Origin of the sequence: Nesiotobacter zosterae (assembly GCF_033843645.1) — a bacterium.
Taxonomy (GTDB): domain Bacteria; phylum Pseudomonadota; class Alphaproteobacteria; order Rhizobiales; family Stappiaceae; genus Pseudovibrio; species Pseudovibrio zosterae.
Genome location: NZ_JAWXVZ010000009.1, coordinates 55,958 through 81,048, shown reverse-complemented (window position 1 = coordinate 81,048; position 25,091 = coordinate 55,958). Strand labels below are relative to the sequence as shown.

The 25,091-nt window shown below is 56.9% G+C and carries 21 protein-coding genes; 16 read left to right on the top strand and 5 right to left on the bottom strand.

From position 1 onward, the window contains the following. Positions 1-42: 42 nt before the first annotated feature. A complete protein-coding gene (locus Q3Y58_RS14315; RefSeq protein WP_274219963.1) occupies positions 43-543 on the top strand; it encodes a hypothetical protein in 501 nt (166 codons plus the stop codon). Here Q3Y58_RS14315 and Q3Y58_RS14310 read toward each other — a convergent pair. After that, a complete protein-coding gene (locus Q3Y58_RS14310) occupies positions 540-1,718 on the bottom strand; it encodes a pyridoxal phosphate-dependent aminotransferase (protein ID WP_274219964.1) in 1,179 nt (392 codons plus the stop codon). The two genes, Q3Y58_RS14315 and Q3Y58_RS14310, sit on opposite strands and share 4 nt — an antisense overlap. Positions 1,719-1,948: 230 nt before the next feature. Here Q3Y58_RS14310 and Q3Y58_RS14305 point away from each other — a divergent pair, with 230 nt between their 5' ends. The 5 genes from Q3Y58_RS14305 to Q3Y58_RS14285 are packed head-to-tail and all read left to right on the top strand — an operon-like array spanning position 1,949 to position 7,180. Beyond that, complete coding sequence (locus Q3Y58_RS14305) at positions 1,949-3,037, top strand: CobW family GTP-binding protein (protein WP_274219965.1); 1,089 nt, start codon at positions 1,949-1,951, stop codon at positions 3,035-3,037. 8 nt (positions 3,038-3,045) lie between these two features. Then, on the top strand, positions 3,046-4,023 hold the full coding sequence (locus Q3Y58_RS14300) for a WD40 repeat domain-containing protein (RefSeq protein WP_274219966.1): 978 nt from the start codon (positions 3,046-3,048) through the stop codon (positions 4,021-4,023). Positions 4,024-4,052: 29 nt separating this feature from the next. Continuing rightward, positions 4,053-4,574 carry a DUF2937 family protein gene (locus Q3Y58_RS14295; protein ID WP_274219967.1) on the top strand — a complete coding sequence of 174 codons (522 nt, stop codon included), beginning with the start codon at positions 4,053-4,055 and terminating at the stop codon, positions 4,572-4,574. Between the two features lie 42 nt (positions 4,575-4,616). Continuing rightward, positions 4,617-6,209, top strand: coding sequence for a gamma-glutamyltransferase family protein (locus Q3Y58_RS14290; RefSeq protein ID WP_274219968.1), 1,593 nt, complete (start codon positions 4,617-4,619; stop codon positions 6,207-6,209). Positions 6,210-6,241: 32 nt separating this feature from the next. Beyond that, positions 6,242-7,180, top strand: coding sequence for a LysR family transcriptional regulator (locus Q3Y58_RS14285; RefSeq protein WP_274219969.1), 939 nt, complete (start codon positions 6,242-6,244; stop codon positions 7,178-7,180). Positions 7,181-7,189: 9 nt separating this feature from the next. Here the strand turns inward: Q3Y58_RS14285 and Q3Y58_RS14280 are convergent, their stop codons facing one another. Continuing rightward, the gene (locus tag Q3Y58_RS14280; protein WP_274219970.1) at positions 7,190-8,269 is read right to left on the bottom strand and encodes a Glu/Leu/Phe/Val family dehydrogenase; all 1,080 of its coding nucleotides are present in this window, start codon (positions 8,267-8,269) and stop codon (positions 7,190-7,192) included. Between the two features lie 227 nt (positions 8,270-8,496). On the opposite strand from Q3Y58_RS14280, the gene Q3Y58_RS14275 reads away from it, so the two are divergent. The 5 genes from Q3Y58_RS14275 (at position 8,497) to Q3Y58_RS14255 (ending at position 15,183) form a co-directional block, all read left to right on the top strand. Beyond that, positions 8,497-10,557, top strand: a complete 2,061-nt coding sequence (locus tag Q3Y58_RS14275) for a HoxN/HupN/NixA family nickel/cobalt transporter (RefSeq protein WP_319622695.1) — start codon at positions 8,497-8,499, stop codon at positions 10,555-10,557. Between the two features lie 763 nt (positions 10,558-11,320). After that, the gene (locus Q3Y58_RS14270) at positions 11,321-12,412 is read left to right on the top strand and encodes a TRAP transporter substrate-binding protein (RefSeq protein WP_274219972.1); all 1,092 of its coding nucleotides are present in this window, start codon (positions 11,321-11,323) and stop codon (positions 12,410-12,412) included. Positions 12,413-12,566: 154 nt separating this feature from the next. Next, complete coding sequence (locus Q3Y58_RS14265; RefSeq protein ID WP_274219973.1) at positions 12,567-13,103, top strand: TRAP transporter small permease subunit; 537 nt, start codon at positions 12,567-12,569, stop codon at positions 13,101-13,103. Between the two features lie 6 nt (positions 13,104-13,109). Further along, complete coding sequence (locus tag Q3Y58_RS14260) at positions 13,110-14,690, top strand: TRAP transporter large permease (RefSeq protein ID WP_319622694.1); 1,581 nt, start codon at positions 13,110-13,112, stop codon at positions 14,688-14,690. A gap of 112 nt (positions 14,691-14,802) precedes the next feature. Continuing rightward, on the top strand, positions 14,803-15,183 hold the full coding sequence (locus tag Q3Y58_RS14255) for an MAPEG family protein (protein ID WP_319622693.1): 381 nt from the start codon (positions 14,803-14,805) through the stop codon (positions 15,181-15,183). Between the two features lie 81 nt (positions 15,184-15,264). Here the strand turns inward: Q3Y58_RS14255 and Q3Y58_RS14250 are convergent, their stop codons facing one another. The 3 genes from Q3Y58_RS14250 to Q3Y58_RS14240 form a co-directional block, all read right to left on the bottom strand. After that, positions 15,265-15,579, bottom strand: coding sequence for a hypothetical protein (locus Q3Y58_RS14250; protein ID WP_319622692.1), 315 nt, complete (start codon positions 15,577-15,579; stop codon positions 15,265-15,267). Between the two features lie 230 nt (positions 15,580-15,809). Next, the gene (locus tag Q3Y58_RS14245; RefSeq protein ID WP_319622691.1) at positions 15,810-16,556 is read right to left on the bottom strand and encodes a response regulator transcription factor; all 747 of its coding nucleotides are present in this window, start codon (positions 16,554-16,556) and stop codon (positions 15,810-15,812) included. Beyond that, positions 16,553-18,520 (bottom strand): PAS-domain containing protein, encoded by a 1,968-nt coding sequence (locus Q3Y58_RS14240; RefSeq protein WP_319622690.1) that lies wholly within the window; start codon positions 18,518-18,520, stop codon positions 16,553-16,555. Before Q3Y58_RS14240 ends, Q3Y58_RS14245 begins: the two co-directional genes overlap by 4 nt. Before the next feature lie 246 nt (positions 18,521-18,766). Here Q3Y58_RS14240 and Q3Y58_RS14235 point away from each other — a divergent pair, with 246 nt between their 5' ends. From Q3Y58_RS14235 to Q3Y58_RS14215, 5 genes are all read left to right on the top strand, one after another. Further along, positions 18,767-20,749 (top strand): AMP-binding protein, encoded by a 1,983-nt coding sequence (locus tag Q3Y58_RS14235; RefSeq protein WP_319622689.1) that lies wholly within the window; start codon positions 18,767-18,769, stop codon positions 20,747-20,749. Then, positions 20,746-21,570, top strand: a complete 825-nt coding sequence (locus tag Q3Y58_RS14230) for an ABC transporter ATP-binding protein (RefSeq protein WP_319622688.1) — start codon at positions 20,746-20,748, stop codon at positions 21,568-21,570. Before Q3Y58_RS14235 ends, Q3Y58_RS14230 begins: the two co-directional genes overlap by 4 nt. Before the next feature lie 15 nt (positions 21,571-21,585). Beyond that, positions 21,586-22,545 carry a branched-chain amino acid ABC transporter permease gene (locus tag Q3Y58_RS14225; RefSeq protein WP_319622687.1) on the top strand — a complete coding sequence of 320 codons (960 nt, stop codon included), beginning with the start codon at positions 21,586-21,588 and terminating at the stop codon, positions 22,543-22,545. Between the two features lie 12 nt (positions 22,546-22,557). Next, complete coding sequence (locus Q3Y58_RS14220; RefSeq protein WP_274219982.1) at positions 22,558-23,634, top strand: branched-chain amino acid ABC transporter permease; 1,077 nt, start codon at positions 22,558-22,560, stop codon at positions 23,632-23,634. A gap of 72 nt (positions 23,635-23,706) precedes the next feature. Beyond that, the gene (locus Q3Y58_RS14215) at positions 23,707-25,020 is read left to right on the top strand and encodes an ABC transporter substrate-binding protein (protein ID WP_274219983.1); all 1,314 of its coding nucleotides are present in this window, start codon (positions 23,707-23,709) and stop codon (positions 25,018-25,020) included. Positions 25,021-25,091 lie beyond the last annotated feature (71 nt).

Below are 25,091 nucleotides of genomic sequence, written 5' to 3'. Positions count from 1 at the left end.
GAGAAAAACCAATTGCTATTCGCCGCTTATGTTGGGTAGCCTTTGACGAAAGAATCTGTTGCTCGGGTTATCATCATGTATCGTCGCTTTTTGGCGTCCGCCGTTGTTGCTCTAACTCTTTGTGGAACTGTTGCTTCAGCCTCCGCCTCGCCGTTTTGGCAGCGCGTTGAGAACGAAGTTATTGGCAACGGCGCTGCTGTTTGCAAAGACGATGAAACCACCGGCAACTTCTTTTGCTTTGGCTTGCGCTGCGACAAAGGGGCGGGGACAGAATTTTTCGTCATGCTCGCCGGTGGTTACATTGAACCGGATTCTGACCTCAGCATAGAAGTGGATGGCGTAACCGTGGCGCGGATGCCGTTGACCGTTGTGGAAGAATCCGCTGAATACACTTCACCCTATCTGCCCGACCAACACCTTGATCTGATTGAAAAACTGCGGGAAGGACGCGCGCTTACCGTGACCACCACGGACAGTGTTCAGATGCCGCTGATCGGTGCAGGGCCAGCGCTGGATGAGACACTGGCAGCCTGCCTGCGTTAACGGGGCGAGTGCTCCGACAAGAAAGCCTCGACACGTGAAATGGCTTCTTTAATGTTCTGCGTTGAGTTGGCATAGGACAGCCGCAGATAGCCGTCGCCCAGTACGCCGAAATCTGGTCCGCCGATGGTCGCGACGCCGGCCTCTTCCAGTAGAGCTGAAGCCAAGGCCTTGGATTTCCAGCCGGTTCCCGTGATGTTCGGGAAGGCGTAGAAAGCCCCAAGAGGCGTACGGCATGTTACGCCGGGCAGTTGGTTCAGCAGTTCGGTGATGACCTGTCGCCGTTCATCGAACGCTGCCATCATTGCATCTACTTCATCCTGAGGACCGTTAAGTGCCGCAAGCCCCGCATACTGAGCGGCGGTGTTGACGCAGGACCAGCAGTTGACTGCGATCTTGCGGGCATAGTCTACAAGCGCGTCCGGCCAGACCCCATAGCCCATGCGCCAGCCTGTCATTGCCCAGGTCTTTGACCAGCCGTTGAGGAGGATAAGTCGCTCCCGGATCTGTGGGTACTCGATCAGTGAGGTGTGAGGCAGGCCCTCATAGGTCATGCGCGCGTAGATCTCGTCAGAGAGGATAGCTAGATTGGGATGATTTTCTAAGCCATTGACAAGTTTAGTGATTTCGTCTCTTTGCGTGACGCCGCCTGTGGGATTGGCCGGGGAGTTGAGGATCAGAAGCCGTGTGCGCTCGTTGATTAATGAAAGCGTTTCATCAGCAGAAAAGGCGAAGTCGTTTTCTTCACGGATCGGGACGGGGATAGGTGTTGCGCCAGTATACTCGATCATGCTGCGATAGATGGGAAATCCGGGGTCTGGATAGAGGATCTCGGTGCCCGGTTCTCCGAACATGGTGATGGCCATGAACATGGTAACCTTGCCGCCCGGCACCACGAGGATGTTGTCTGGTGACACGGATGCCCCGTGACGGGCAAAGAGGTCTGCTGCAACGGCTTCGCGCAAGGGCAGAACACCGCCAGCCTGTGTGTAGCCATGGGCCCCGCCGCGCAACGCTTCAACGGCAGCTTCAACAATGTGTTCCGGGGTGCGGAAGTCCGGTTGTCCGATGCCCAGATTGATGATGGAGCGGCCTTGCTGCTGAAGCTCTGTGGCGCGCGCCAGAACGGCAAAGGCGTTCTCGTCCCCCAGTCTGTCGAGTGCTGCTACTGGCTGCATGCTGTAAATCCTCCCGTGTTTTCTGATCTCTAAGACATTTCAGGGGCGTGCGCCAAGTGGGCAAAGGGCTGATCTGTGATTGTTGGGCCGGGATAACTGCATGGCCCCTTTCGTCACACGCATAACCCATTATATTGGGGGCAATACTTGAAGACACTGCGAGGGCTCCTGTTTGGGGCCCTTTTGGGCAGGGGCCCATGGCCTCAGGCCCGTTTCCTAGGAGAATAATAATGTCAGAAGCTGCTGACACCCGCATTCCGGTGACCGTGCTTACAGGTTATCTCGGCGCGGGCAAGACCACCTTGCTCAACCGCATCCTCACTGAAAACCATGGCACCCGCTACGCGGTGATCGTGAATGAGTTTGGTGAGATCGGCATCGACAATGACCTTCTCGTTGAGTCCGACGAAGAAGTGTTTGAGATGAACAACGGCTGCATCTGCTGCACGGTGCGTGGTGACCTGATCCGCACGGTTGAAAACCTGATGAAGCGCAAGGGCTCGTTTGACGCAATCATCGTTGAGACAACCGGCATTGCAGATCCGGCTCCTGTCGCGCAGACCTTCTTCATGGACGAGGACGTGCAGGCTGCCGCCCAGCTTGATGCCGTCGTGGCCGTGGTGGATGCTCGCCATGTGCTGGACCGGCTGAAGGACACCGATGAGGCGGAGGATCAGATTGCTTTTGCAGATGTCATTTTGCTGAACAAGACGGACCTGGTGAATGAAGAGCAGCTGGCCAAGGTCGAGCGCCGGGTTCGCAAGATCAATCCTTATGCAAAGCTGCACAAGACCGAGCGTTGCTCTGTCGAGCTGACCGACGTGCTGAACCGTGGCTCCTTTGATCTGGACCGAATTCTGGAGTTGGAACCAGAGTTCTTGAAGGACAGCCATCACCACGCTCATGACCATGAGTGTGGCCCGGATTGCGACCACGAGCACCACCACCATGACCATGAGTGCGGCCCGGACTGCGATCACGATCATCATCAACACCACCACCACCACCACAATGAAGAAGACACTCACTCTGTGCGTTCCATTTCGCTGCGCGCCGGGGAGCTGAATGCGCAGACGTTCCTGCGCTGGATTGGTGACGTGACGCAGATCGAAGGACCCAAGATCCTGCGTTTGAAAGGCATTCTGGCGTTTAAGGATGACCCGCAGCGCTATGTGGTGCAGGGTGTGCACATGATCATTGAGGGCAACCACCAGCGGGACTGGAAAGAGGACGAGGCGCGCGAAAGCCGGCTTGTGTTCATTGGGCGAGATCTTGATGAAAAGGCTCTTGAAGAGAGCTTCCTCTCTTGCAAGGCATGAGGTGAGATGTGCCTGTAATTGCTCCTGTTGATTTGGAAAGCTTTGTTGTTTCAACGGCTTTCATCGGGGATGTTGCGCTGTTCGCCGCTGGTGACGGTACTGTTTATTTTCAAGGCGGGGCCGAAACCGCCTCCCCGGTTCACAAGGATGGTTTGCTGTGTGCTGCGCTGACGCAGGACGGCAAAGCGCTGGTTACCGGTGGCGGTGATGGCAAGATCTGCCGTGTGACCGCAGATGGCGCTGTGGAACAGCTGACCGAGCGGCCGCGCAAGTGGATAGACATGATTGCCACCGGTCCGCAGGATGCGGTGGCCTTTGCCTCTGGCCGGACGGCGTGGGTGCGCCTCAAGAACGGTGAGGAGAAGGAGTTCGTCCACCAACGTGCGGTGGGCGGATTGGCCTTTGCACCGAAGGGCATGCGGTTGGCCACGGCCCGCTATGATGGCGTTACGCTGTGGTGGGTGAACGCACAAGGTGATCCGCAAGAGCTGTTCTGGAAGGGGGCGCATAGCGGGGTTTGCTATTCGCCGGATGGCAAGTACATCGTAACCACCATGCAAGAGAACGCCCTGCACGGGTGGCGGCTTAGTGATAATCAGGATATGCGCATGAGCGGATATCCGAATAAGATCAAAAGCATAAGTTGGTCCGCCAAGACAAAATACCTGGCGTCTTCCGGTGCGTCTGCTGCGATCCTGTGGCCGTTTACGGGCAAGAATGGCCCAATGGGTCAGCAGCCTTTGCAGCTTGGCGCGCGAGCGGACACGGCGGTGTCGGTGGTGTGTTGCCATCCCAAGGAAGACATGCTGGCGATTGGCTACAAGGACGGCATGGTGCTGGCGGTCCGGTTTTCTGATGGCGCGGAAGTGTTGCTCCGCCGCCCCGGCCAAGGGGCAATTTCGGCGCTGAGCTGGGACAAGGCAGGTCTGCGTCTGGCATTTGGCACGGAAGAGGGCGCTGCCGGGGTCATCACGATCAACGACTAGTGCCAGAACATTCTGGCGAAGGGGGATAGATGGGGATAGCTCGAACAATGGCACTTGCGGTGGCGTTGTTCAGCGCGACCGCTACCTCCCAATTGCCAGAATTTTCTCAGCAATACCGCCAGCGTTTGGGTGGCGCGATCGATGCGTTGGAACGAATAAAACTGTCATTTTATGAAGATGCCAACGCATTTGGGATGACGGTTCAAGCAGCCTTGGCGCAGATGCGCGAAAACGGCGATGCGTTTGTGGTGGCGCGGGCGCAGAGCATGGAGCAGGCCTTTGACCGGCTCGAGAGCCTGAAAGCACAACAGGCGGCCATGCAGGAAGCTGGGAGCTTGCAACGCATTCTGGTTTTGGTCCGTTCCCACGATCCCGAGTTATCCTCCTCGGCCTGGTCTGATTTCGAGCCGGCTATCCCCGTCACTCAAGAAGCGCTTATCATTGGTGGTTTTGGATTTCTCATAGGCTATAGCCTGTTTTATGGCGGCGTTGGCCTTGGCAAGGCAGGCCGCAAACGCTTGAAGCGCCGCAAGGTGAAACAGGCGGCGTGAGTTTAAGCACCGGGCGGAGCAGCCGCGAAAGTTGGAACGAGTATGTTGGAAACAGTTGCATCAATGCATGGGATGGTGACGGCCCCCCACAAACTGGCGTCGGAAGCGGGCAGTGAAGTCTTGAAGGCTGGAGGCACGGCACTGGATGCCATGATTGCCGCCGCTTCCACCATTGCTGTTGTCTACCCGCATATGAACCACCTTGGAGGGGACGGGTTCTGGCTGATTGCCGAGCCGGGCCGCCCGCCGAAGATCATCGAGGCATGCGGTGCTGCAGGTAGCCGGGCAACCATTGCAGCCTACAACGCCAAGGGCTATGGCGAGATACCGGCGCGTGGCCCCCATGCCGCCCTTACCGTTGCGGGCGCTGTAGGCGGTTGGCAGCTGGCGCATGAAATCGCGGCTGAACTGGGCGGCGGGTTGCCGCTGCGCGATCTGCTGGCCTTTGCCATTGATCACGCCAAGTCCGGCTATGCGGTTTCCAAATCTCAAGCGGCGCTGACCCGAGAAAAGCTTGGAGAGCTTAAAGATCAGCCCGGTTTTGCCGATGTGTTCCTGGAGGACGGCAAGCCGCCTGAAGTGGGTTCCTTGCAGAAACAGCGGCAACTGGCGCAGACGCTGGACTATCTGGCCAACAGTGGATTGCATGAGTTCTACAAAGGAGACGTTGGACAGGCTATCGCGGCGGACCTCGAGAAAATTGGATCGCCCGTGGTGCATGACGACCTGCGCAGCTATGAGGCGCGTCTGAAGAGCCCGCTTTCTCTGAAGACAAAAGACGGCACGCTGTTTAACGCGCCGCCGCCCACGCAGGGATTGGCTTCGCTTTTGATCCTGGGCCTTTATGAGCGCATGAATGTGGATCGTCTGGAGAGCCCGGAGTATTTTCATGCCTTGATCGAGGCGACAAAACGGGCCTTCATTGTGCGTGATGAACACATAGCGGATCCGTGGATAATGTCTGCTGATCCGAAGGACTACCTCAAGCCGGAGTGGCTGGACAAAACGGCCTTCGAGATTGACCGCAAACGCGCGTTGCACTGGCCACATGAAGCGGGGGCGGGAGATACGGTCTGGCTTGGGGCGATGGATGCCAAGGGGCGCAGTGTCTCCTACATCCAGTCTGTGTTCTGGGAGTTCGGGTCTGGCTGCGTGCTGCCGCAAACGGGCATCCTCTGGCAAAACAGGGGGGCGAGCTTCAGCCTTCATCCGGAAGCGCTGCGGGCGTTGAAACCGGGTCGCTTGCCATTCCACACGCTGAACCCGGCCATGGCCCGGCTTGATGACGGCCGAACGCTTGTTTATGGCACCATGGGCGGCGACGGCCAGCCGCAAACGCAAGCTGCTATCTTTACCCGCGCGATCCACGGCAAAATGGATCCGGCTGAGGCGCTGGACGCACCCCGTTGGTTGTTGGGGCGCACCTGGGGCTCGGATGTGACCTCGGTAAGAGTTGAAAAGCGGTTTGATGAAGATGTTCTGCTTGCGCTGCGGCGTTTGGGGCATGACATTGAAATTCTTGAAGAGCCGTATTCTGACGTGATGGGACATGCGGGCTTGATCCTGCGTGGGGCCAATGGTGAGATGCGGGGCGCACATGACCCGCGGTCTGACGGCGCCGCAGTTGCAGCCTGAGGCGAAAGCCCAGGGGACACTTGGAGATTGGAATGGACTCGATTACCCGCATTCGTTGCTTCTTGAAGGTTGTCGAAAAGGGAGGCTTCTCTTCGGCAGCGCGTGACATGGGGCGGTCGAAAGCGCTGGTTTCCAAGTACGTTGGTGAGCTGGAAGATGAACTGGGTGCCCGCCTTTTGAACCGCACAACGCGCCAGATTTCTCTGACCGAAGTGGGGCAGGCCTACTACCGCGAGGCGGGCGAGTTATTGCAGCGGTTTGATGACCTGAAGAACTCCATTCAGCAGGACCATCAAGAGGCGCGTGGCTTGCTGCGCGTATCTGCCCCGCGCTCCATGGGTGACTTTCTGGTGACGCAAGCGATGATCGACTTCCTTGCTGAACACCCGGAGGTTCGCGTGGAGCTGCATCTGGATGACCGCTTCGTGGACATCGTGGAAGAGGGCTTTGATGTTGCCATTCGCGTGACGGAGCTGACAGATTCCAGTCTGATCGCCCGTAAGGTGCGTGACTTCAAGACAGTGGTGTGTGTGCGTCCTGACCTTTTGGAAAGGTATGGCGAGCCGCAGCACCCCTCTGAGCTTGCCAAGGTGCCATGTGTCATCGACACCAACTACCGCAACAAGTCAAACTGGGGCTTTGAGGGGCCGGACGGGAAACTGTCAGTTGCGGTGAAAGGGCCGATCGAGGTGAACAGCGCCGTGACTGCCCGTCAAGCAGCGCTGGCGGGGCTTGGGTTCTTGCGCACGCCGGAGCTGTTCGTTGGCAAGCAGCTGCAGACTGGGGAACTTGTTCCGGTGCTTGAAGACTACCTGCGCGGCGATCTGGGCATCTACGCGGTGTATCCGCACCGACGTCACCTTTCCGGCAAAGTGCGGGCCTTCGTGGATTATCTGGTGAAGTGGTTCAAGGACTACGACAAGAAAAATGCTCCCCAACCGGTAGCGGCTGAGGAGCAGACCACGGCGTGATGCCGGAGGTTAGCCAGCTGCGTTCAAGCGCTCCAGTGCGATCTCATCCGCAACAACGCTGGTTGGGCGCTGTTCCTCATCGGCGCGATTGAAGATGGCTGTCAACGTGTCGCCAATGGCAAGCGTCTTGGCACGGACCTCGGTATCGTCGTCCCCGGCTTTGGCGATTGCAACGGAAATGACACCGCCTGCATTGATGACGTAGTCGGGCGCGTAGAGCACCCCACGGTCCATGAGCGCGATGCCATCAGTCGGTGTCTTGAGCTGGTTGTTGGCCGCGCCAGCGATGACGGTCGCCTTGAGCTCCGGAATGGTGAGCACGTTGAGCGTGGCACCTAATGCGCAGGGTGCATACACATCTGCGTCAGCGGAATGGGCATGGCGCGGGTCGATGGGGGTTGCGCCAAACTCAGCAACAGCGCGCTCCACATTGGGTTTGTGAATGTCGGAGACAATGAGCTGGGCACCGTGGGCATGCAGGTGGCGGCACAGACCGTAGCCGACGTTGCCAAGGCCCTGAACAGAGACGCGCAGACCTTTGAGACTGTCGGTTTTCAGCTGGTGCCGGACCGCCGCTTGAAGGCCGACGAAAACACCAAGAGCGGTGTAAGGGGAGGGATCGCCAAGGCCTCTTGCCTTGGTGCCGCGGGCATGGTCTGTCTCGGCGGCGATGATTTCCATGTCGCTTGCTGTAATGCCCACATCTTCAGCGGTGATGTAACCACCTGCAAGGCGGTCGACATGCTTGCCAAACGCGCTGAGCAGTTCCGGCGTTTTTTGCGTCTTTGGATCTGCGATGATGACCGACTTGCCGCCCCCCAGCGGCAGACCGGCAAGCGCGTTCTTATACGTCATGCCTTTGGAAAGGCGGAGCGCATCGGTCAGGGCTTCACGGTTCGAATGATACCCCCACATGCGGCAGCCTCCCAGTGCCGGGCCGAGGCGGGTGTCGTGAACAGCGATGATGGCGCGCAGGCCTGAGGCGGCATCATGCGCGAAAACCACCTGCTCATGGCCGGAAAACTCCGGGTGATCAAAGGTGGTTGATGACTCGTCCAGTGTTACAGATTGTGCCAAAGGGGCGTTCATTTTTTCCTCCCGAAAATGAACTGGAATGCTATGTGAGAATGGTAATGCAAGCGACTAGCAAAATTCGGTCGAATTTCCGCTTTGTTTAGATTTGGTCGAATAAAAGATTCCCGTGTTTACGCGTAAGGGGAATTATATATCTTCCTGTTTGCGAGAAGACGCGTCTTGTTCTTGCCGCGTTTTTGAGTGAGTAATGTTGTAACGAAAATACTTGGGGCAACGGTACCGTGAACTCACTGCTGCGATGGGCACTGCCCGCGCTTGTTTCCTCCTGTTTGGTGGCGCCGGGGGTGGCTCTGGCGCACCCGCACGTGTTTGTGCAGGCCAAATCCGAACTCGTGTTTGACGATGCGGGCTATCTGACGGCAATCAATCACAAATGGCTCTTTGATGACCTCTACACAGCCTTTGCCATTCAAGGGCTTGATGCCAATGGCGATGGCAAACTGGACCAGGATGAACTGAGCGAACTTGCTTCGGTCAATGTGCAGGGTCTGGAAGAGTTTGGTTACTTCACGTTTGGCGATGACACCAAGGTGGAGATGGACTTTGTGCAGCCGCATTCGGAATGGATGCGCATGCAAACAGAGGCCTTTGACACCTATTGGCTGATCTCCGAGGAAGAAAAGCGGGCGATTGCCGAAGACATTGCCGCCGGGCGCGATGTGCAGGTGCCGGACACGGTTTCCATGGTGGAGTTGAATTTCACACTGCCGCTGAAAGAGCCCTTGTCCTCCGAAAACGTGCTGACGATTGATGTGTATGATCCGACATACTACGTCGACTACCAATGGGCGCCGGGCACTGCGGTGACACTGAAGAACGCTCCGGGCGCATGTGATGTGAAGCTGGTGCATCCACCAGAGCTGGACATGGCGGCGGCGGCCCAACTGGCGGCCATCGGCGCGGATGTGCGAAACGTTCCGCCAGAGCTGCGCAGCCTGACGGAAACACTGGTGAACCAGGTGATCGTTGCCTGTGGCGATGCCGCAGCGGCGGTGGCGGAAGCGCCAAAGACAGCGACCGAGCTGCTTGACGGACAGGAGGCGATCTCCTCCATGATGTCCGGCAGCCCTTCGGTTTCTCTCACCGAACTTGCAGCGGAAGCTGAGGCGGCCACTCCCACAGCCCCTTCCGAGGCCAACGTTGATGCGGCTGTAGCTGATGGCACAGCGCCGGGTGTCAATGGCCACGGCACCGGGTTGTGGTCACAGGCCATGGGGGCGATTGCCCATTGGCAGAACGTTTTTTATCGCGAGCTTACAAGCTACCTGCGTCAGTTCCGGTCTTCACCTGAGGCGGGCTTGTGGCTGATGCTGATCAGCTTTGCCTATGGCGTGTTCCATGCAGCAGGCCCCGGGCATGGCAAGGCCATCATCTCTTCTTATGTGGTGGCGGATGAGCAGACGTTGAAGAAGGGCATCATCCTGTCGTTCCTTTCTTCCATGGCGCAGGCCGTTACCGCGATTGTGCTGGTGGGCGGCGCAGGTGTCGCCTTGAGCCTGACCAGTATCGCCATGACGCAAACCACCAGATGGTTCGAAGTTGGCTCATACGCGCTGGTGTTTGGTCTGGGCCTATGGATGGTGTGGACCCGCATCTTGCGCCCCTTGATCCCTGCGGATGTCCGCCAGGCCCTGACAGAGACGAGCTGCGGCTGCGGCCAGTTTGAAACCAAAGACTTCGACTACGAGGAATACCGCCGTAGCCATGCCAAGCCGGCGCAGGCCACCACGGCCATCAAGGAGCTGGAACTGGAAGGTGCGGAACAGTCTCATGCTGCCCCTGACCATGGGCACACCCATCACCATGGGCAAGGCCATAGCCATGATCACAAGCCTCACAGTTGTGGGCATGAGCACCTCCACCATGATCATCATCATGCACATCATCACCACGATCACGGTGATGACTGTTGCGGCCATTCCCATGCGGCGGATCCTTCCGAGTTGAAAGACGTGAAGCTGAACATTTGGAGTGCCTGGTCCATTATCGTAGCCATCGGGCTGCGCCCATGCACCGGTGCCTTGATCGTGCTGGCCTTTGCGCTGTCACAAGGCATGATCTGGGCTGGTATTGCTTCCACGCTTGTAATGGGTGTGGGGACCGGCATTACCGTTGCTGTGATCGCCAGCCTCGCGGTACTTGCAAGAGATACGGCCTATCGGATCTGGGGCAGCTCTTCGCGTTCCGGCGCGGTGGTGCGACGCAGTTTCGAGGTGGCTGGTTCGCTGTTTGTCTGCGGTATTGGCGGGGCATTGTTCTTTGCAAGCGTGGGGTGGTATTGACGCCGGTTGGCCGGCCCGTACTCTGAAGTACTCATTGTTTCAGGGGCGCTTTGCAGAATCATCAAAACATGGAGCCGCGTAGATTTCTGCGCGGCTTTATTTTTTGCCCTAGTAAAATGGAATGAGCAGAAGCGACGATCAACTTGATGCGAAAACTATAACTCGGAACAATTCATAGATGAAACGCTAAGAAAACCGAGAAAAACTAGGATTAATATATCAGATAAGGGGCTGGGTTGTGTTTGTCATTTTGTTTTGACTTTTCCACGCCGCCTGAGGTTGGTCGATTTTTGCCCTTGCTTTAGCCGGATCACTGTTTAGGTCTTCCGTGTGGCTGGGTCATCTATCTGAAATATATCATATTTTTACCGTAGTGGAATGTTTTTGATAGTTGCGCGAAGTAGGGTAAAGACGATCATATTGTTAGGCTTTTCATTTTGCTGATTGAAACAATGATAACGAAAAATCGAATTTATCATTTCAATAATTACAATTGATGCCGCTGCGTTAACTTTTATCTTCCTCCTGCATAGTCTATAAATATCAATAAGTTATGATACTTTTATGCGACCAAAGTTGGGTGGGGGAAGTGCGCCCGGATGAGTAATTAATTTGGCCAATGGGGATTGGTTTTCCTTGTGCCGCCCTGCATCATGGGGTTTATAAGGAAAATGACATAGTGCCTAACCGGGTCGCTTGAGGGAGGTGGGCACGCGTCAACTATCGAACGAACTGTTTGATTGACTTCGTGGGAGGAGTATTTATGGACCGCCGTAGTTTTCTTAAAAATGCAGGTCTTGCCGCCGGTGCAACCGCTGGTGCTGCTACACTAGCCGCTCCAGCACTTGCACAGGACAAGCGTGAGCTGACCATGGTCACCACCTGGCCAAAGAACTTTCCAGGTCTGGGAACCGGGGCACAGCGCGTGGCTGACCGCATCACCGCCGCATCCGACGGCCGCCTTACCGTAAAGCTGTTTGCAGCTGGTGAGTTGGTTCCGGCATTCGAGAGCTTTGACGCCGTTTCCAGTGGCACTGCCGACATGTATCACGGCGCCGACTACTACTGGCAAGGCAAGCACAAGGCTTTCAATTTCTTCACTGCCGTTCCAATGGGACTGACAGCGAACGAACTGGATGCCTGGATCAACATTGGCGACGGTCAGGCTCTGTGGGATGAGCTTGCTGGTCGCTTCAATGTGAAGCCATTCATGGCAGGCAACACCGGCCTCCAGATGGGCGGCTGGTTCAACAAGGAAATCAACACACTGGAAGACCTGAAGGGTCTGAAGATGCGTATGCCGGGCCTTGGAGGCGAAGTGCTTCGTCGTCTGGGTGCCACTGCTGTTGCATTGCCAGGTGGTGAAATCTTCCCAGCGCTTCAGTCTGGTGCGATTGACGCAACCGAATGGGTGGGTCCATGGAACGATCTGGCATTCGGCTTCTACAAGATTGCCAAGTTCTACTACTACCCAGGCTTCCACGAGCCAGGCTCTGGCTTGTCCTGCGGCATCAACGGCGATGTCTGGAACAGCTTCTCTGAAGCAGATCAGGCACTGGTACGCGATGCGTGTCTTGCAGAGAACAACTACATGTTCTCCGAGTTCAACTACAACAACGGCGCGGCTCTCGACACGCTCATCAACAAGCACAACGTGCAGCTCAAGCAGTTTACACCAGAAGTGTTTGACGCCATTGCCGGTGTCTGTGAAGAAGTGGTTGCTGAAGTGGCTAAGGAAGATGAGCTGTCTCAGCGCATTTACGACAGCTACATCAAGGCCCGCAAGGACATTGGTGGCTGGGTGAAGATCTCTGAAGGTTCTTACCTTGATGCCCGCGAGCGCGTGACTGGCTAGTTCCTTCAGCTTCTGTTGAATTTGAGGCTTCCCGCCGCAGGGTGGGGAGCCTTGTCCTCCAGGGGGGAGGCCCTAACAATTCACGAGTTGTCCGGGGGCACGTTCGGGGACGGGTCGGACGCATTCCATGGGCAGCGGCTAACAAGAGGCGGAAATGCGCGCCCTACTCAATATAATTACCTCATTAAATAGTGGCATTGGCCGGGCAAGCGCCTGGTTGACCTTGGGTATTGTGCTGGTCCAGTTCACCGTTGTGGTGATGCGGTATGTGTTTGGCATCGGCTCCATCTGGATGCAGGAATCCATTACTTACATGCACGGCTTCATGTTCATGCTGGCTGCGGCCTACACCTTGAGCGTGGATGGCCATGTGCGGGTGGACATCTTTTATCGCGAGGCCGACCCGCGCAAGAAGGCGTGGGTGGACCTGCTCGGGTCGCTGTTTCTGTTGCTGCCGGTGTGCGCAACGATCATCTTTGTTTCTTGGGACTATGTTGCTGCATCCTGGGCGATCCTTGAAGGCTCGCAGGAAACCTCCGGTATTCAAGGGCGCTATCTCTTGAAGAGCGCCATCATTGCGTTTGCGGTGATGATGGGGTTGCAGGGTATTGCAATTATCTGCCGATCTTTACTGGCCATTGGAGGCGACAAGGTCGCGCTCAAGAGTTTCAAGAGTGTGGGAGTGGAATAAAACATAATGGACGGTTTGCTGCACACTCTTGATATTTTCATGTTTGCTGCCGCCTGTATCTTGCTCATGGCGGGTTTTCCGGTCGCGTTCACGCTGGCCGGTGTTGCACTGGTATTTGGCCTGATCGGCACCATGTTCGGCGGTTCGATGACGCTTGGTGCCATTCCGAGCCGCATCTTCGGCACGATGACCAATGAAACGCTGATCGCGGTTCCCCTGTTCATTTTCATGGGCGTGATGCTGGAGCGGTCTAAGGTTGCGGAAGAACTGCTGGAGACCATGGGGCGTTTGTTTGGCCGCATGCCGGGTGGTCTTGGCATTGCAGTGTCGGTGGTGGGCGCGTTGCTTGCCGCTTCCACCGGTATCGTTGGCGCGACCGTGGTAACGATGGGGCTTTTGTCGCTGCCTACCATGTTGCGCAACGGCTACAGCCCGCGTCTTGCCTGTGGGTCCATCGCGGCTTCAGGCACCTTGGGGCAGATCATCCCGCCTTCAATCGTGCTTGTTTTTCTGGCTGATCAGCTTTCCAACGCCTATCAGACCGCGCAGCGCGAAATGGGCAACTGGTCTCCGGAACCCTTTTCCGTGGGTGACCTGTTCGCAGGGGCGCTCTTGCCAGGGCTCGCGCTCGTGGGCCTTTACATCACCTACCAGCTTTTTGTTGCGTTTACCCAGCCGCATAAGTCACCGCCTATGAAGGTGGATGCGGACAATGCGCCGTCACTCAGTCAGGTTCTGCACGCCCTGATCCCGCCGATCGGCCTGATCGTTGCCGTGCTTGGCTCTATTCTGGCGGGTATCGCCACGCCGACCGAAGCCGCGGCAGTGGGCGCTGTCGGTTCAATTCTGCTCGCCGGGTATCGTCTGCACGAGGAAAAGCCATGGCCAATTTATGCTGCCGTTCTGGCACTGATTGCGCTGCTCGTCTTGACGAGCACAATGGACCTTCGCATTGCCCGGAACCAGATTCCGACGACTGACATGGTGGGCATCGTGGTGGCAGGCATTTTGACGGCGACGCTGACCTTCGGCGTGGTCGTCTCCCTTGCGCGCGTGCTTCGGGACAAGGTTCTGGTCCCCGTCATGCAATCCACCACGCAGATTACCTGCATGGTTTTTGTCATCCTGATTGGTGCCACTTTCTTCTCCCTGATCTTCCGTGATCTTGGCGGTGAGGAGATGGTGCACGAGCTGCTCACGGGCATTCCAGGGGGCTCACTGGGGGCGATCATCGCAGTCATGCTGATGATGTTTGTTCTTGGCTTCTTCCTGGACTTTCTTGAAATTGTGTTCGTGGTGGTGCCGCTTGTGGCGCCGGTGCTGTTGCAGTTGCCAATGCCAAACGGCGATCCCATGAGCCCAGCATGGCTTGGGGTGATGATGGCTGTGAACCTGCAGACGTCGTTTTTGACGCCGCCGTTCGGGTTCGCGTTGTTTTATCTGCGCGGTGTGGCTCCGGCGACGGTGAAGACCTCGGACATCTATTGGGGTATCATCCCATTCGTGTTCATTCAGATCCTGATGCTGGTTCTGCTGTGGTTTGTGCCTGCGATTGCCACGTGGTTGCCACAGGTTATCTATGGGTAGCGCGAGCCGCCGAAATACCTGAGAAAAGGCGTGGGGGTAGCTCCGCGCCTTTTTCATATCTGCCCTAAGCCGATAATGCGCGAGGGCTTGTGCTTCCAGAGGAGGCCTTGTGATGATTACACCGATATATGCTGCAATACTGGCCCTGTTTTATGTGTGGCTTTCCATGCGCGTTATTCAAATGCGCCAGAAGACGCGGGTATCTCTGGGGGAGGGCAACAGCAAGCAGCTGCTAAGGCGGCTGCGCATTCACGGGAATTTCGCGGAATACGTGCCCTTTGCGTTGCTTTTGATCTTGCTGGTGGAGTTGAACGAGATGCCAGATTGGAACGTTCATGCGCTGGGCGGATTGCTGATCGTGTCCCGAACGCTGCATTTCATCGGCTTGAGCCGGGAGAAAGACGTGAATGCCTTTCGTGTGCTTGGAATGGTGGGCACATTTACAGTGCTGTTGCTTGGCGCATTGGCTTGTCTGGTGCCCGATTTCTTCTGATCAGTGCGGACAAAAGAAAAGGGCCCCGAAAAACGGGGCCCAGCTTGGTTGGGAGACTTGGAGGTCTGTTCTTGATTGGCTCTACATGCCCTGTTGCAGCAGGACAGAGAGTTGTTTGGCTTCATGCCTCACCTCGGTAACGGAAGCCGAGGCACCAGAAGCTGGGTTGAAGCTGAAAGGCCGATCCTGCTTTTGGGAGGACGGGGAATGCGCAGTGCTTTCGACCTTCAGCTCGTATTTGGCGTTATGGACAGGCAACTCTGGGGCGGTGGTGCCTGCTTTCGCAACAATTAGCCCGGCAGTGAGGAGCAGCGCACAACCGATCAGGGGAGAACCGAGTGTGCGAACAGCAGAGGGGAGAGCTGTTTTGAAGAGCGGGATGCTGGACCGTCTCATTGTTCGCTCCTTTCTGCTGGGCTATGAGAACCATAATAAGAAAACCGCAGGCATCTGCTGTGATCCGTGTCACGATAAATCCGGTTTTTATTTTAGGGATTGATCTGAAACGAAGTCTTCACGCGCAGGTGATTTGAAGCGCTGCGTATATGGGGTGTGTTTACTTGCTTTTTAAGAGGGTGAGTAGCTTCTATTATGTATGACAGGCATGATGGACGTGCATAGATCAGCTAGGTGATCCATCGCACATCTGCGGTAAGCATGTATCCTGAGCCGTAAACGGTGCGAATGAGTGCGCCGGTGTCACTGCTGTTGAGTTTTTTCCGGATGCGGGAGATGCGGACGTCGATAGAGCGGTCCATGCTTTCATCGTTGCCGCCGTATTCCAGCAGTTGATCCCGGGAAAGGACCCGGCGGGGAGCGGAGAGCAGCGCCTGCAGCAGAACGGACTCACCGGTGGAGAGAAAGCTCTCTTCGCCCTGCGGGGTGCGGAGCAGGTGGGAGTCTGGCTCAAACTGCCAGCCTGCAAATTGCGCCCGGCGTTTGCCGGTCTCCGTTTTGGGCGCGGTTGGCGTTGCCCGGCGCAGCAAGGAGCGGGCTCTGGCGACAATCTCCCGCGGGTCGAAAGGCTTGCACACATAGTCATCTGCGCCGAGTTCCAGGCCTATGACGCGGTCAGACGCATGGGTGCGGGCAGACAGGACGAGGATCGGGACAGAGGTCTTTTCGCGGATGCGCTCGATCAGCGCCATGCCATCAATATCGGGCAGGCCAAGGTCAATGATGAGCATTGCCGGGGGTGTGTCCGCAATGGCGTTGTACGCCTCATGCCCCGCATGGAAGATGGCCGTCTGGAACCCATAGGATTGCAAGGTGTCGCTGAGAAGGGCGCAAATCTCTACCTCGTCATCCACCAGATAGACGAGCGGCTGGCCCCTTGAGAGCTGGCGGGTCTTTGCGGCGTCTTCGGCCATCATGACAGGATCTCCAAAAGGGCTGAGCTCAAAGTGGCCTCATCAAAAGGCTTTCTCAAAATTCTGAGGTCGCGGGGAATTTCTACTGGTGTTTCAGTATTGTACCCGGTCATCAGTATGATTCCTATGCCTGACTTCTCGTTGGCTATCTGGTTAGCCAGTTCAATTCCGTTCAAGCCTTCGGGCATGATGATATCGGAAAGAAGGCCGCGCACTTCTGGAAGGGTGCGCACCAGTTCCAAGGCATCCCGGCCATCTTCTGCAAGGATCGCCGAAAAGCCGAGGGCTGAGACTTGCTCGGTGAGAATGGCGGCGAGATCCGGCTCGTCCTCCACGATGATGATAAGCTCGCCATGCCCCACACGCCGGGCCGTCGTGCCGGTGGGCCGGGGGAGCGGTTGGTCGGTGGTCTTGGCAAGAATGGGCAACAGGATCTGGACGCGGGCGCCGCTGCGATCCTCCCGGTTGCTGATGCGAACGGTGCCGCCTGCCTGTTTTGCAAAGCCATAGACCATGGAGAGCCCAAGGCCGCTGGAGTTGCCGAAGGTCTTGGTGGTGAAAAACGGCTCGAAGGCCTGCTTCAGCGCGCCGTCGGAAAGGCCCGCGCCTTCATCCAGAACCTCCAGCTCCGCATAGTCGCCGACGGGTAGGTTGAGGACTTTTGCTGTTTCGCCGCTCAGATTAACCGCGCTTAAGGTGACCGTCAGCGCTCCGCCGCCGGGCATGGCATCCCGTGTGTTGAGGGCCAAGTTGACCACGGCGTTGTCGAAGAGTGTCGGGTCGACAGCGGCCATGAGCGGGTCAGCAGGCAGGTTGAACTGCACCTTGATGGCTTTGGGCAGAGAGCCCTCTACCAGTTGTTGAGCGTGCTGCAAGGCCCTGCACAGCTGCGTGGGTTGATGTTCTTGGGAACCGCCGCGGGCGAAGGCAAGCAAGCGCTTGGTGAGGTCGGCCCCCCGGTTGGCCGCTTGCAGGATGGGCCGTGTATAGCGCTCGACCTCGTCATGGGCCAACGGGCCTTGCGCCGCCTTGCGGTTCAAACTGAGGCCGTTGCCGATGATGATGGAAAGCAGATTGTTGAAGTCATGAGAGAGCCCGCCCGTAAGCTGGCCAACGGCTTCCATGCGCTGGGATTGCAACAGGCGGTTTTCGCTTTCCTTTTGCTCTGAAGCATCAATGGACAGCACAAAACAGCCCAGGCAACGGCCATCAGCGGTGCGGTCCGGTACCAAGGTGGAGCGCATGGTGATGTGCTCGCCCTTGCGGTTGGTGCGGGCGTACTCGAAGTTGACCACCTGGCCGGACAGGGCCTTTTCGATGATTGGGCCCATGCGGGCAAAAAGATCGGTACCAACGACAGTTTCGACGGACTTGCCCATGATTGACGCGGGGGTGTGGTCAAACCAAACGGCGTAGGGGGCGTTGGCGAACCGGTAAACCGGTCCGGGCGCGATGTAACACACCAGCGCGGGGATGTTGTCTGTGACGAGGCGCAGCCAGTCCTCACTCTGCTGCAAGGCGCGGGTGCGCTCTTGAACGGTGCGTTCCAGCTGCTGCTGGTGCTGTCGTTCACGCGTGACGTCGGTGTAGGTGGTGACGAACCCACCATTGGGAAGCGGGCCGCCCCGAATCGAAATGATCTGCCCGCTGGGGCGTTTGCGTTCAAACGCATGGGGTTCGAACCGGGCAGCGCGTTCGACACGCCGCGAGATTTGCGCTTCGATATCGCCGTCACCGTATTCGCCTCTCTCAGCATTTACCCTTAGGAATTCAGAGAGATGAGTTCCTCTTGCTTGAAGCCTGTCGGGGAAGTCCAGCATCTCGAACAGGATGCTGTTTGCGGCCACGAGGCGCAGATCCGCATCAAACACACTGAAACCCTGGTTGATGTGGTCCAGAGATGCCTGAAGCAGGTCTAACTGCGAGACTTCCGTTGTGCAGTCGCTCACTCTTCTAGAATTCGTCATACGTTAGTCTACCGGCGGATGAATTAAGTTATTGCATTCTTTGGTTGTTGCGGTGCAACTGAAACAATTCGTAATAATCTTCTCATATTGGCGAAATGAAAGACTACTAGCCTTTATGCTAAACATTTGATCGGAGGCCACTTTGCAAGAGGGAGACTTGCAAAAACCGCCAATGGGCGGCGGCTTCCCTAGAGGATTAGAAGAACTGAAAAGCTGGCAAACAGCTGAAGCATTCTGGGAGGAACGATGGCTGAGCCGCCTGTCAATGGTGGGGACACCTTTCCGAAGATCTTGTTCTACAACGCCCGCGTGTATGGCCAACGCCCTGCCGTGCGTGAGAAGGACTTCGGCATCTGGCAAACCTGGACTTGGGCTGATGTGCTGGAGGAAGTGCGCGCCCTGTCCCTGGGGTTGAAGCAATTGGGCTGCGTTGCGGGCGACAAAGTTGCCGTGATCGGTGCCAACCGGCCGCAGCTCTATTGGTCCATGGTGGCCGTACAGGCCCTGGGAGGAGTGCCTGTTCCGCTTTATGCGGACTCGATCGCTGAAGAGATGGCGTATGTGCTCAACCATGCCGAGGCCAGATTTGCCGTCGTCGAGGATCAGGAACAGGTCGACAAGGTCCTGGAAATCTCCGGCGAACTGAACCAGATGGAGCACATCCTCTACGATGATCCAAAGGGTCTGCGTGACTATGACCGCAAACGCCTGAGTTCCATCAAGCATGTTCAAGAAATCGGCGCTCAGATGCTGGCAGCAGACCCGCTGCTGGAACAAAGGTGGCGTGAGGAGGCAGAGCAGGTCGCTGGCGGGGATGTGGGCGTCATGCTTTACACCTCCGGGACCACCGGTCGCCCGAAGGGCGTGATGCTGACCTATGACAATCTCATCATTTCTGCGCGGAATGCCAACGAGTTCGACCATCTGGACCATACCGAAGATGTGCTGGCGTATCTGCCGATGGCATGGGTAGGCGACCACGTGTTCTCGTTGGCGCAGGCTTATTGTGCTGGCTATTGCGTGAACTGCCCGGAAAGCATGGAAACCGTGCTGACGGACCGCAAGGAAATCTCACCGACATACTTCTTCGCGCCACCTCGCGTTTTTGAGGGGCTTTTGACCCACGTGATGGTGCGCATGGAAGATGCCAGCAAGACCAAGAAAAAGATGTTCGAGTACTTCCTTGGCGTTGCAAACCAGGTAGGTGAAGACATCTTGAACGGCGAGAAGGTGAGCTTAAAGGATCGCCTGCTGTATGCGCTGGGTGAGTTCTTCGTCTATGGGCCGCTTAAGAACCAGATGGGCTTTTCGCGCATCAAGGTGGCTTACACGGCCGGTGAGGCGATCGGGCCGGAGATCTTCAAGTTCTACCGTTCCATGGGCCTTAATCTGAAGCAGCTTTACGGCCAGACGGAATCGTCTGTTTACATCACCAGCCAGCCGGATGGGGAGATCTATCCGGATACGGTGGGCGTGCCGTTCAAGGATGTGGAGATCAAGATCGCCGAAAATGGCGAGGTGCTTTACCGGTCGCCGGGCTCGTTCAAGGCCTACTTCAAGAATGAAGAAGCAACCGCCAGCACAAAGGATGCCGAGGGCTGGGTGAAGACCGGGGACGCGGGCATCTTTCTTGAGAACGGTCACCTGAAGATCATCGACCGTGCGAAGGATGTTGGCAAACTGACCAATGGGGCGATGTTTGCGCCCAAGTACCTGGAGAACAAGCTCAAGTTTTTCCCAAACATCAAGGAAGCGGTGGCCTTTGGTCATGAGCGCGACTTCGTGTGTGTGTTCATCAACATCGACCTGATTGCCGTTGGCAACTGGGCGGAGCGCAACAACATTGCCTATGCCTCCTATCAGGAGCTGGCCGCCCACCCCAAGGTCTATGACATGATCAAGGAGAATGTGGAGCAGGTGAACCGGGATTTGGCGAAAGAGCCCATGATGGCCGGATCGCAGATCTCCCGTTTCCTTGTGCTGCACAAGGAGCTGGATGCGGACGATGGCGAACTGACCCGGACACAGAAGGTGCGCCGCACATTTATCGCTGACCGCTATGCGCCGCTTATCGAAGCGTTCTACGACGGCTCCACTCACAAGCACGTGGTGACGGAAATGAGCTTTGAAGACGGCCGCAAAGGCACGATCAAGGCGGATGTGGAGATCCGGGATCTGGCCGTTTATCCGCCAGAGGGCGCTGGAGCCTATCAGGAGGCAGCAGAATGAACATGCTCGTAACACCTGAAACACGTTCCAACGCGGCGACCACGGCAAAAGAACCTGAGGTTCTTCTCGACCTTGAGAACGTGTCCTTGTCCTTCGGCGGTGTGAAGGCGATCACAAACATCTCCTTCAACATCATGAAGGGGGAAATCCGCGCCATCATTGGCCCGAACGGTGCTGGCAAGACCTCAATGCTCAACGTGATCAACGGGTTCTACCAGCCACAGGAAGGCAAAATCACCTTCAACGGCAAGACTCGCCGGTCCATGAAGCCGCATCTGGCAGTGTCTCAGGGCATTGCACGCACGTTCCAAAACGTGGCGCTGTTCAAGGGCATGTCGACGCTGGACAACATCATGGCCGGTCGTGCGACGCGCATGAAGAGCAACATGTTCTGGCAGATCCTCTACTACGGTCCGGCGCGCAACGAAGAGATTGAGCACCGCAAGAAGGTGGAGGAAATCATCGACTTTCTCGAAATCCAGCACATTCGCCGCACGCCCGTGGGCAAGCTGCCCTATGGCCTGCAAAAGCGCGTGGAGCTGGCGCGTGCGCTGGCAATGGAGCCGGACCTTCTGCTTCTGGATGAGCCCATGGCGGGCATGAACCTTGAAGAGAAGGAGGACATGAGCCGCTTCATTCTGGATGTGAATGACCAGCTTGGCACCACGATTGCTCTGATCGAGCATGACATGGGCGTGGTGATGGATCTTTCCGACCGCGTTGTGGTGCTGGACTACGGTCGTAAGATTGCCGACGGACCTCCGGAAGAAGTTCAAAGTAATCAAGAAGTTATTGATGCCTATTTGGGCGTTTCGCACTGAGGCCTGGGGGGAACCGTGGAAATTTTTTACGATGTACTGATTGACCCGTTCGTGCAGATGGTGGAAGCGCCAGATTTTGTGTTGCAGGTCTTGTGGGAGGGACTTGTTTCAGGGGTGCTTTACGCCCTGATCGCACTGGGTTTCGTGTTGATCTTCAAATCCTCGCGTATCTTCAACTTTGCCCAAGGCATCATGGTGGTGTTCGCCGCGCTGACCCTTGTAGGCCTTCATGAAAATGGTGTGCCTGCGTGGTTGGCCGTGCCCTTGACCCTTGGGGTGATGTATGTGCTTGCCGTTGGCGTGGAACGCGTTGTGCTGCGCCCGCTGGTGGGCCAGCCGGACATCATCTTGTTCATGGCGACCATTGGTGTAACCCTGTTCCTGATCGGCTTTGGCGAATTCGTCTTTGGCGGTGAGAACAAGGTGATGATCACCGAAGCGCTGGGCATACCTACAGGTGCTTTCGAGTTCTACCCGTTCGATGGTTTCGTGCTGATTGAGCAAAAGGACCTGACGGCTGTGATCATGGCAGTTCTGCTGGTGATTGCGCTGATCACGTTCCTGAACCGTTCGTCCATGGGCCGTGCGATCCGTGCATTGGGGGATGACCACCAGGCCGCCCTTTCCGTCGGGATTTCCCTTTCAACCATCTGGGTAATTGTCTGGTTCATTGCCGGGGTGATTGCGCTTGCGACCGGTGTGGTCTGGGGTGCCCGTGCGGGGGTCTCGTTCGCGCTGGAGGTGATTGCCTACAAGGCTCTGCCGGTTCTCATGCTGGGAGGCCTGGAATCCGTCGCAGGTGCCATCGTGGGTGGTTTGGCCATTGGCATTCTGGAAAAGCTCTTCGAGATCTACTGGGGGCAGCCGTTCCTTGGTGGCAACACGGAGACTTGGTTTGCCTTCATTCTTGCGCTGCTTGTGCTGTTGTTCCGTCCGCAAGGGCTGTTCGGCGAGCGCATCATTGAGCGCGTGTAAGGAGGGCTGACAATGCTTTACAGAACTTCAGGGCAGTTCAAGACCTCTTACGAAAGCGATCAGGCGCTGTTTCCTGTCAAACAGGATGCCTGGCTCTTGATGGTCATTCTGGTGGCGGCCTACGTGGTGTTCCCGCTGACCGCTTCGGAATTCACTTTCAAGGCCCTGCTTGTGCCGGTGCTGATCTACTCGCTTGCGGCCATGGGGCTCAACATCCTCACTGGCTTTGCGGGACAGCTTTCATTGGGCACTGCAGGGTTCATGGGGGTTGGTGCTTATGCTTGCTACAAGCTGACAACCATCTTTCCGGAGATGAACGTGCTTGTGGCGCTGGCGCTGTCGGGTTTGTTCTCGGCCGCGGTGGGGGTCGCGTTTGGGCTTCCATCGCTGCGCATCAAAGGCTTCTATCTGGCGATTGCCACACTGGCCTCGCAGTTCTTTCTGGTGTGGCTCTTCGAGAAGTGGGCATGGCTTTACAACTACAATGCCTCCGGCGCCATTGAAGTGCGGACCATGGAGTTCTTCGGGATCGTGGTGACCGGCCCTACCGCTTCACCCGTGACGCAGTACTACTTCGTGCTGGCTGTGGTGACCATCATCTGTTTTGCCATGATCAACCTGACGCGGGGCCGCTATGGCCGCATGTGGAAGGCTGTGCGTGACATGGACATTGCAGCGGAACTGGTGGGCATCAACCTGATGCGCGCCAAGCTGACCGCCTTTGCCGTGAGCTCCTATGTGGTGGGCATTGCGGGCGCGCTGCTGGTGTTCTTCTGGAAAGGCGCGGCGGAACCAAACCTTTTCGATATTCCGCTGAGCTTCCAGATCCTGTTCATCGCCATCATTGGCGGCCTGGGCAGCATTCTGGGCAACTTCCTCGGAGCGATCCTGATTGTGGCGCTGCCGGTGGTGTTGAACGTGCTGCCGGAGACCCTCGGCATCAGCATCAACTCTGCGACCATGGAACATGTGAACGACATGATCGTGGGCGCCCTTATCATCATGTTCTTGATTGTTGAGCCGCACGGGCTGGCGCGCTTCTGGGCGCTGATCCGCGAGAAGCTCATCATTTGGCCTTATCCGCACTGATCGAAAACGCGAAAACGCAGGATCTGACGGAATGGCATCTCCGGTTGGAGGATCGGAAAAGTGGAGGAGAGAATGACTAAATTTTCCAAAATCGGCGCCATGCTCGCCGCTGGAGGTCTGGCTCTTGGCGTTGGCGTGACAAGCGTCGCTGCAGAGACCATGTATACCCCGAACATGTCCTATCGCACCGGACCGTTTGCAGCGACTGGCATTCCGCTGATGAACGGCCAGCGGGACTATGTGAACATGCTCAACGCCCGAGACGGTGGTGTTGGCGGTGTCATGGTTGACTTTGAAGAGTGCGAGACCGGCTACAACACCAACAAGGGTGTTGAGTGCTACGAGAAGACCAAGGCAAACGCCATTGTGACCCAGCCATGGTCTACCGGTATCACTCTGCAGGTGCTGCCGCGTACCAATGTGGACCGTATTCCAATTCTGGCTCCGGGCTACGGCTTCTCGCCGATGTCTGACGGTGAGACCTTCGCATGGGCCTTCAATCCGCCGGTGTCCTATTGGGACGGGGCGTCCATGATCATGAACTACATCAGCGATGGTGACATGAACTCGCTGGAAGGCCAGAAGATCGTGCTGCTGCACCTGGACCATCCATTCGGCAAAGAGCCGCTGCCGCTGCTTGAGAAGTACGCTGAGCAGTACGGCTTTGAGCTGGTGCCGGTGCCGGTTGGTCTGAAGGAAATGCAGAACCAGTCAGCGCAGTGGCTGCAGATCCGCCGCGAACGCCCGGATTGGGTTGTCATGTGGGGCTGGGGCGCAATGAATGCCGGCGCTCTGACAGAGGCAGCGAAAACCCGCTTCCCGATGGATAAGTTCGTGGGCGTGTGGTGGTCCGGCTCTGATGATGACCTGCTTGCGCTGGGCGACAAGGCCAAGGGGTACAAGTCCATCAGCTGGAATGCACCGGGCAATTTCCCTGTCATCGACGAGATCAAAACCCATGTGGTTGATGCCGGTAACTCCATGATCGAAGACGCGTCTGACATGGACAAGATCTTCTATCAACGCGGTGTTGTGATGTCGATGTTCCTGACTGAAGCGATCAAGACGGCGCAGAAGCATTTCGATGTGGGTGCCGTCAACGCCGAGCAGCTGCGTTGGGGTCTTGAGAACCTCAACATCACTGAGGAGCTGCTCAGTGAGATTGGCATGAGTGGCATGGTTGCTCCATTCCAGATGAGCTGCACCAACCATACCGGTCACGGCGGTGCTTGGATGCTTGAGTGGGATGGCGCGAAGTTCGTTCAGGCGAGTGATCTCCTGAAGCCTGACCGGGCCTCCATTGAGCCTCTCGAAAAGGAAAAGGCCGCTGAATACGCGCAGAACAACGCGCCTTGGCCGACGCGTGACAGTCTGCCTTGCGAATAAGGCACACTTTGCGACAGCTGCACCGGGTGGTTTTCACCCGGTGCCCATAACCCAAAGCAACACAGGGCAGG

What these genes read in the sequence shown, in the direction of transcription:
- Q3Y58_RS14310 (WP_274219964.1), bottom strand. Translation starts at nt 1,718, where the DNA reads ATGCAGCCAGTAGCAGCACTCGACAGACTGGGGGACGAGAACGCCTTT.
- Q3Y58_RS14305 (WP_274219965.1), top strand. Translation starts at nt 1,949, where the DNA reads ATGTCAGAAGCTGCTGACACCCGCATTCCGGTGACCGTGCTTACAGGT.
- Q3Y58_RS14295 (WP_274219967.1), top strand. Translation starts at nt 4,053, where the DNA reads ATGGGGATAGCTCGAACAATGGCACTTGCGGTGGCGTTGTTCAGCGCG.
- Q3Y58_RS14290 (WP_274219968.1), top strand. Translation starts at nt 4,617, where the DNA reads ATGTTGGAAACAGTTGCATCAATGCATGGGATGGTGACGGCCCCCCAC.
- Q3Y58_RS14285 (WP_274219969.1), top strand. Translation starts at nt 6,242, where the DNA reads ATGGACTCGATTACCCGCATTCGTTGCTTCTTGAAGGTTGTCGAAAAG.
- Q3Y58_RS14280 (WP_274219970.1), bottom strand. Translation starts at nt 8,269, where the DNA reads ATGAACGCCCCTTTGGCACAATCTGTAACACTGGACGAGTCATCAACC.
- Q3Y58_RS14270 (WP_274219972.1), top strand. Translation starts at nt 11,321, where the DNA reads ATGGACCGCCGTAGTTTTCTTAAAAATGCAGGTCTTGCCGCCGGTGCA.
- Q3Y58_RS14265 (WP_274219973.1), top strand. Translation starts at nt 12,567, where the DNA reads ATGCGCGCCCTACTCAATATAATTACCTCATTAAATAGTGGCATTGGC.
- Q3Y58_RS14260 (WP_319622694.1), top strand. Translation starts at nt 13,110, where the DNA reads ATGGACGGTTTGCTGCACACTCTTGATATTTTCATGTTTGCTGCCGCC.
- Q3Y58_RS14255 (WP_319622693.1), top strand. Translation starts at nt 14,803, where the DNA reads ATGATTACACCGATATATGCTGCAATACTGGCCCTGTTTTATGTGTGG.
- Q3Y58_RS14250 (WP_319622692.1), bottom strand. Translation starts at nt 15,579, where the DNA reads ATGAGACGGTCCAGCATCCCGCTCTTCAAAACAGCTCTCCCCTCTGCT.
- Q3Y58_RS14245 (WP_319622691.1), bottom strand. Translation starts at nt 16,556, where the DNA reads ATGATGGCCGAAGACGCCGCAAAGACCCGCCAGCTCTCAAGGGGCCAG.
- Q3Y58_RS14240 (WP_319622690.1), bottom strand. Translation starts at nt 18,520, where the DNA reads ATGACGAATTCTAGAAGAGTGAGCGACTGCACAACGGAAGTCTCGCAG.
- Q3Y58_RS14235 (WP_319622689.1), top strand. Translation starts at nt 18,767, where the DNA reads ATGGCTGAGCCGCCTGTCAATGGTGGGGACACCTTTCCGAAGATCTTG.
- Q3Y58_RS14230 (WP_319622688.1), top strand. Translation starts at nt 20,746, where the DNA reads ATGAACATGCTCGTAACACCTGAAACACGTTCCAACGCGGCGACCACG.
- Q3Y58_RS14220 (WP_274219982.1), top strand. Translation starts at nt 22,558, where the DNA reads ATGCTTTACAGAACTTCAGGGCAGTTCAAGACCTCTTACGAAAGCGAT.
- Q3Y58_RS14215 (WP_274219983.1), top strand. Translation starts at nt 23,707, where the DNA reads ATGACTAAATTTTCCAAAATCGGCGCCATGCTCGCCGCTGGAGGTCTG.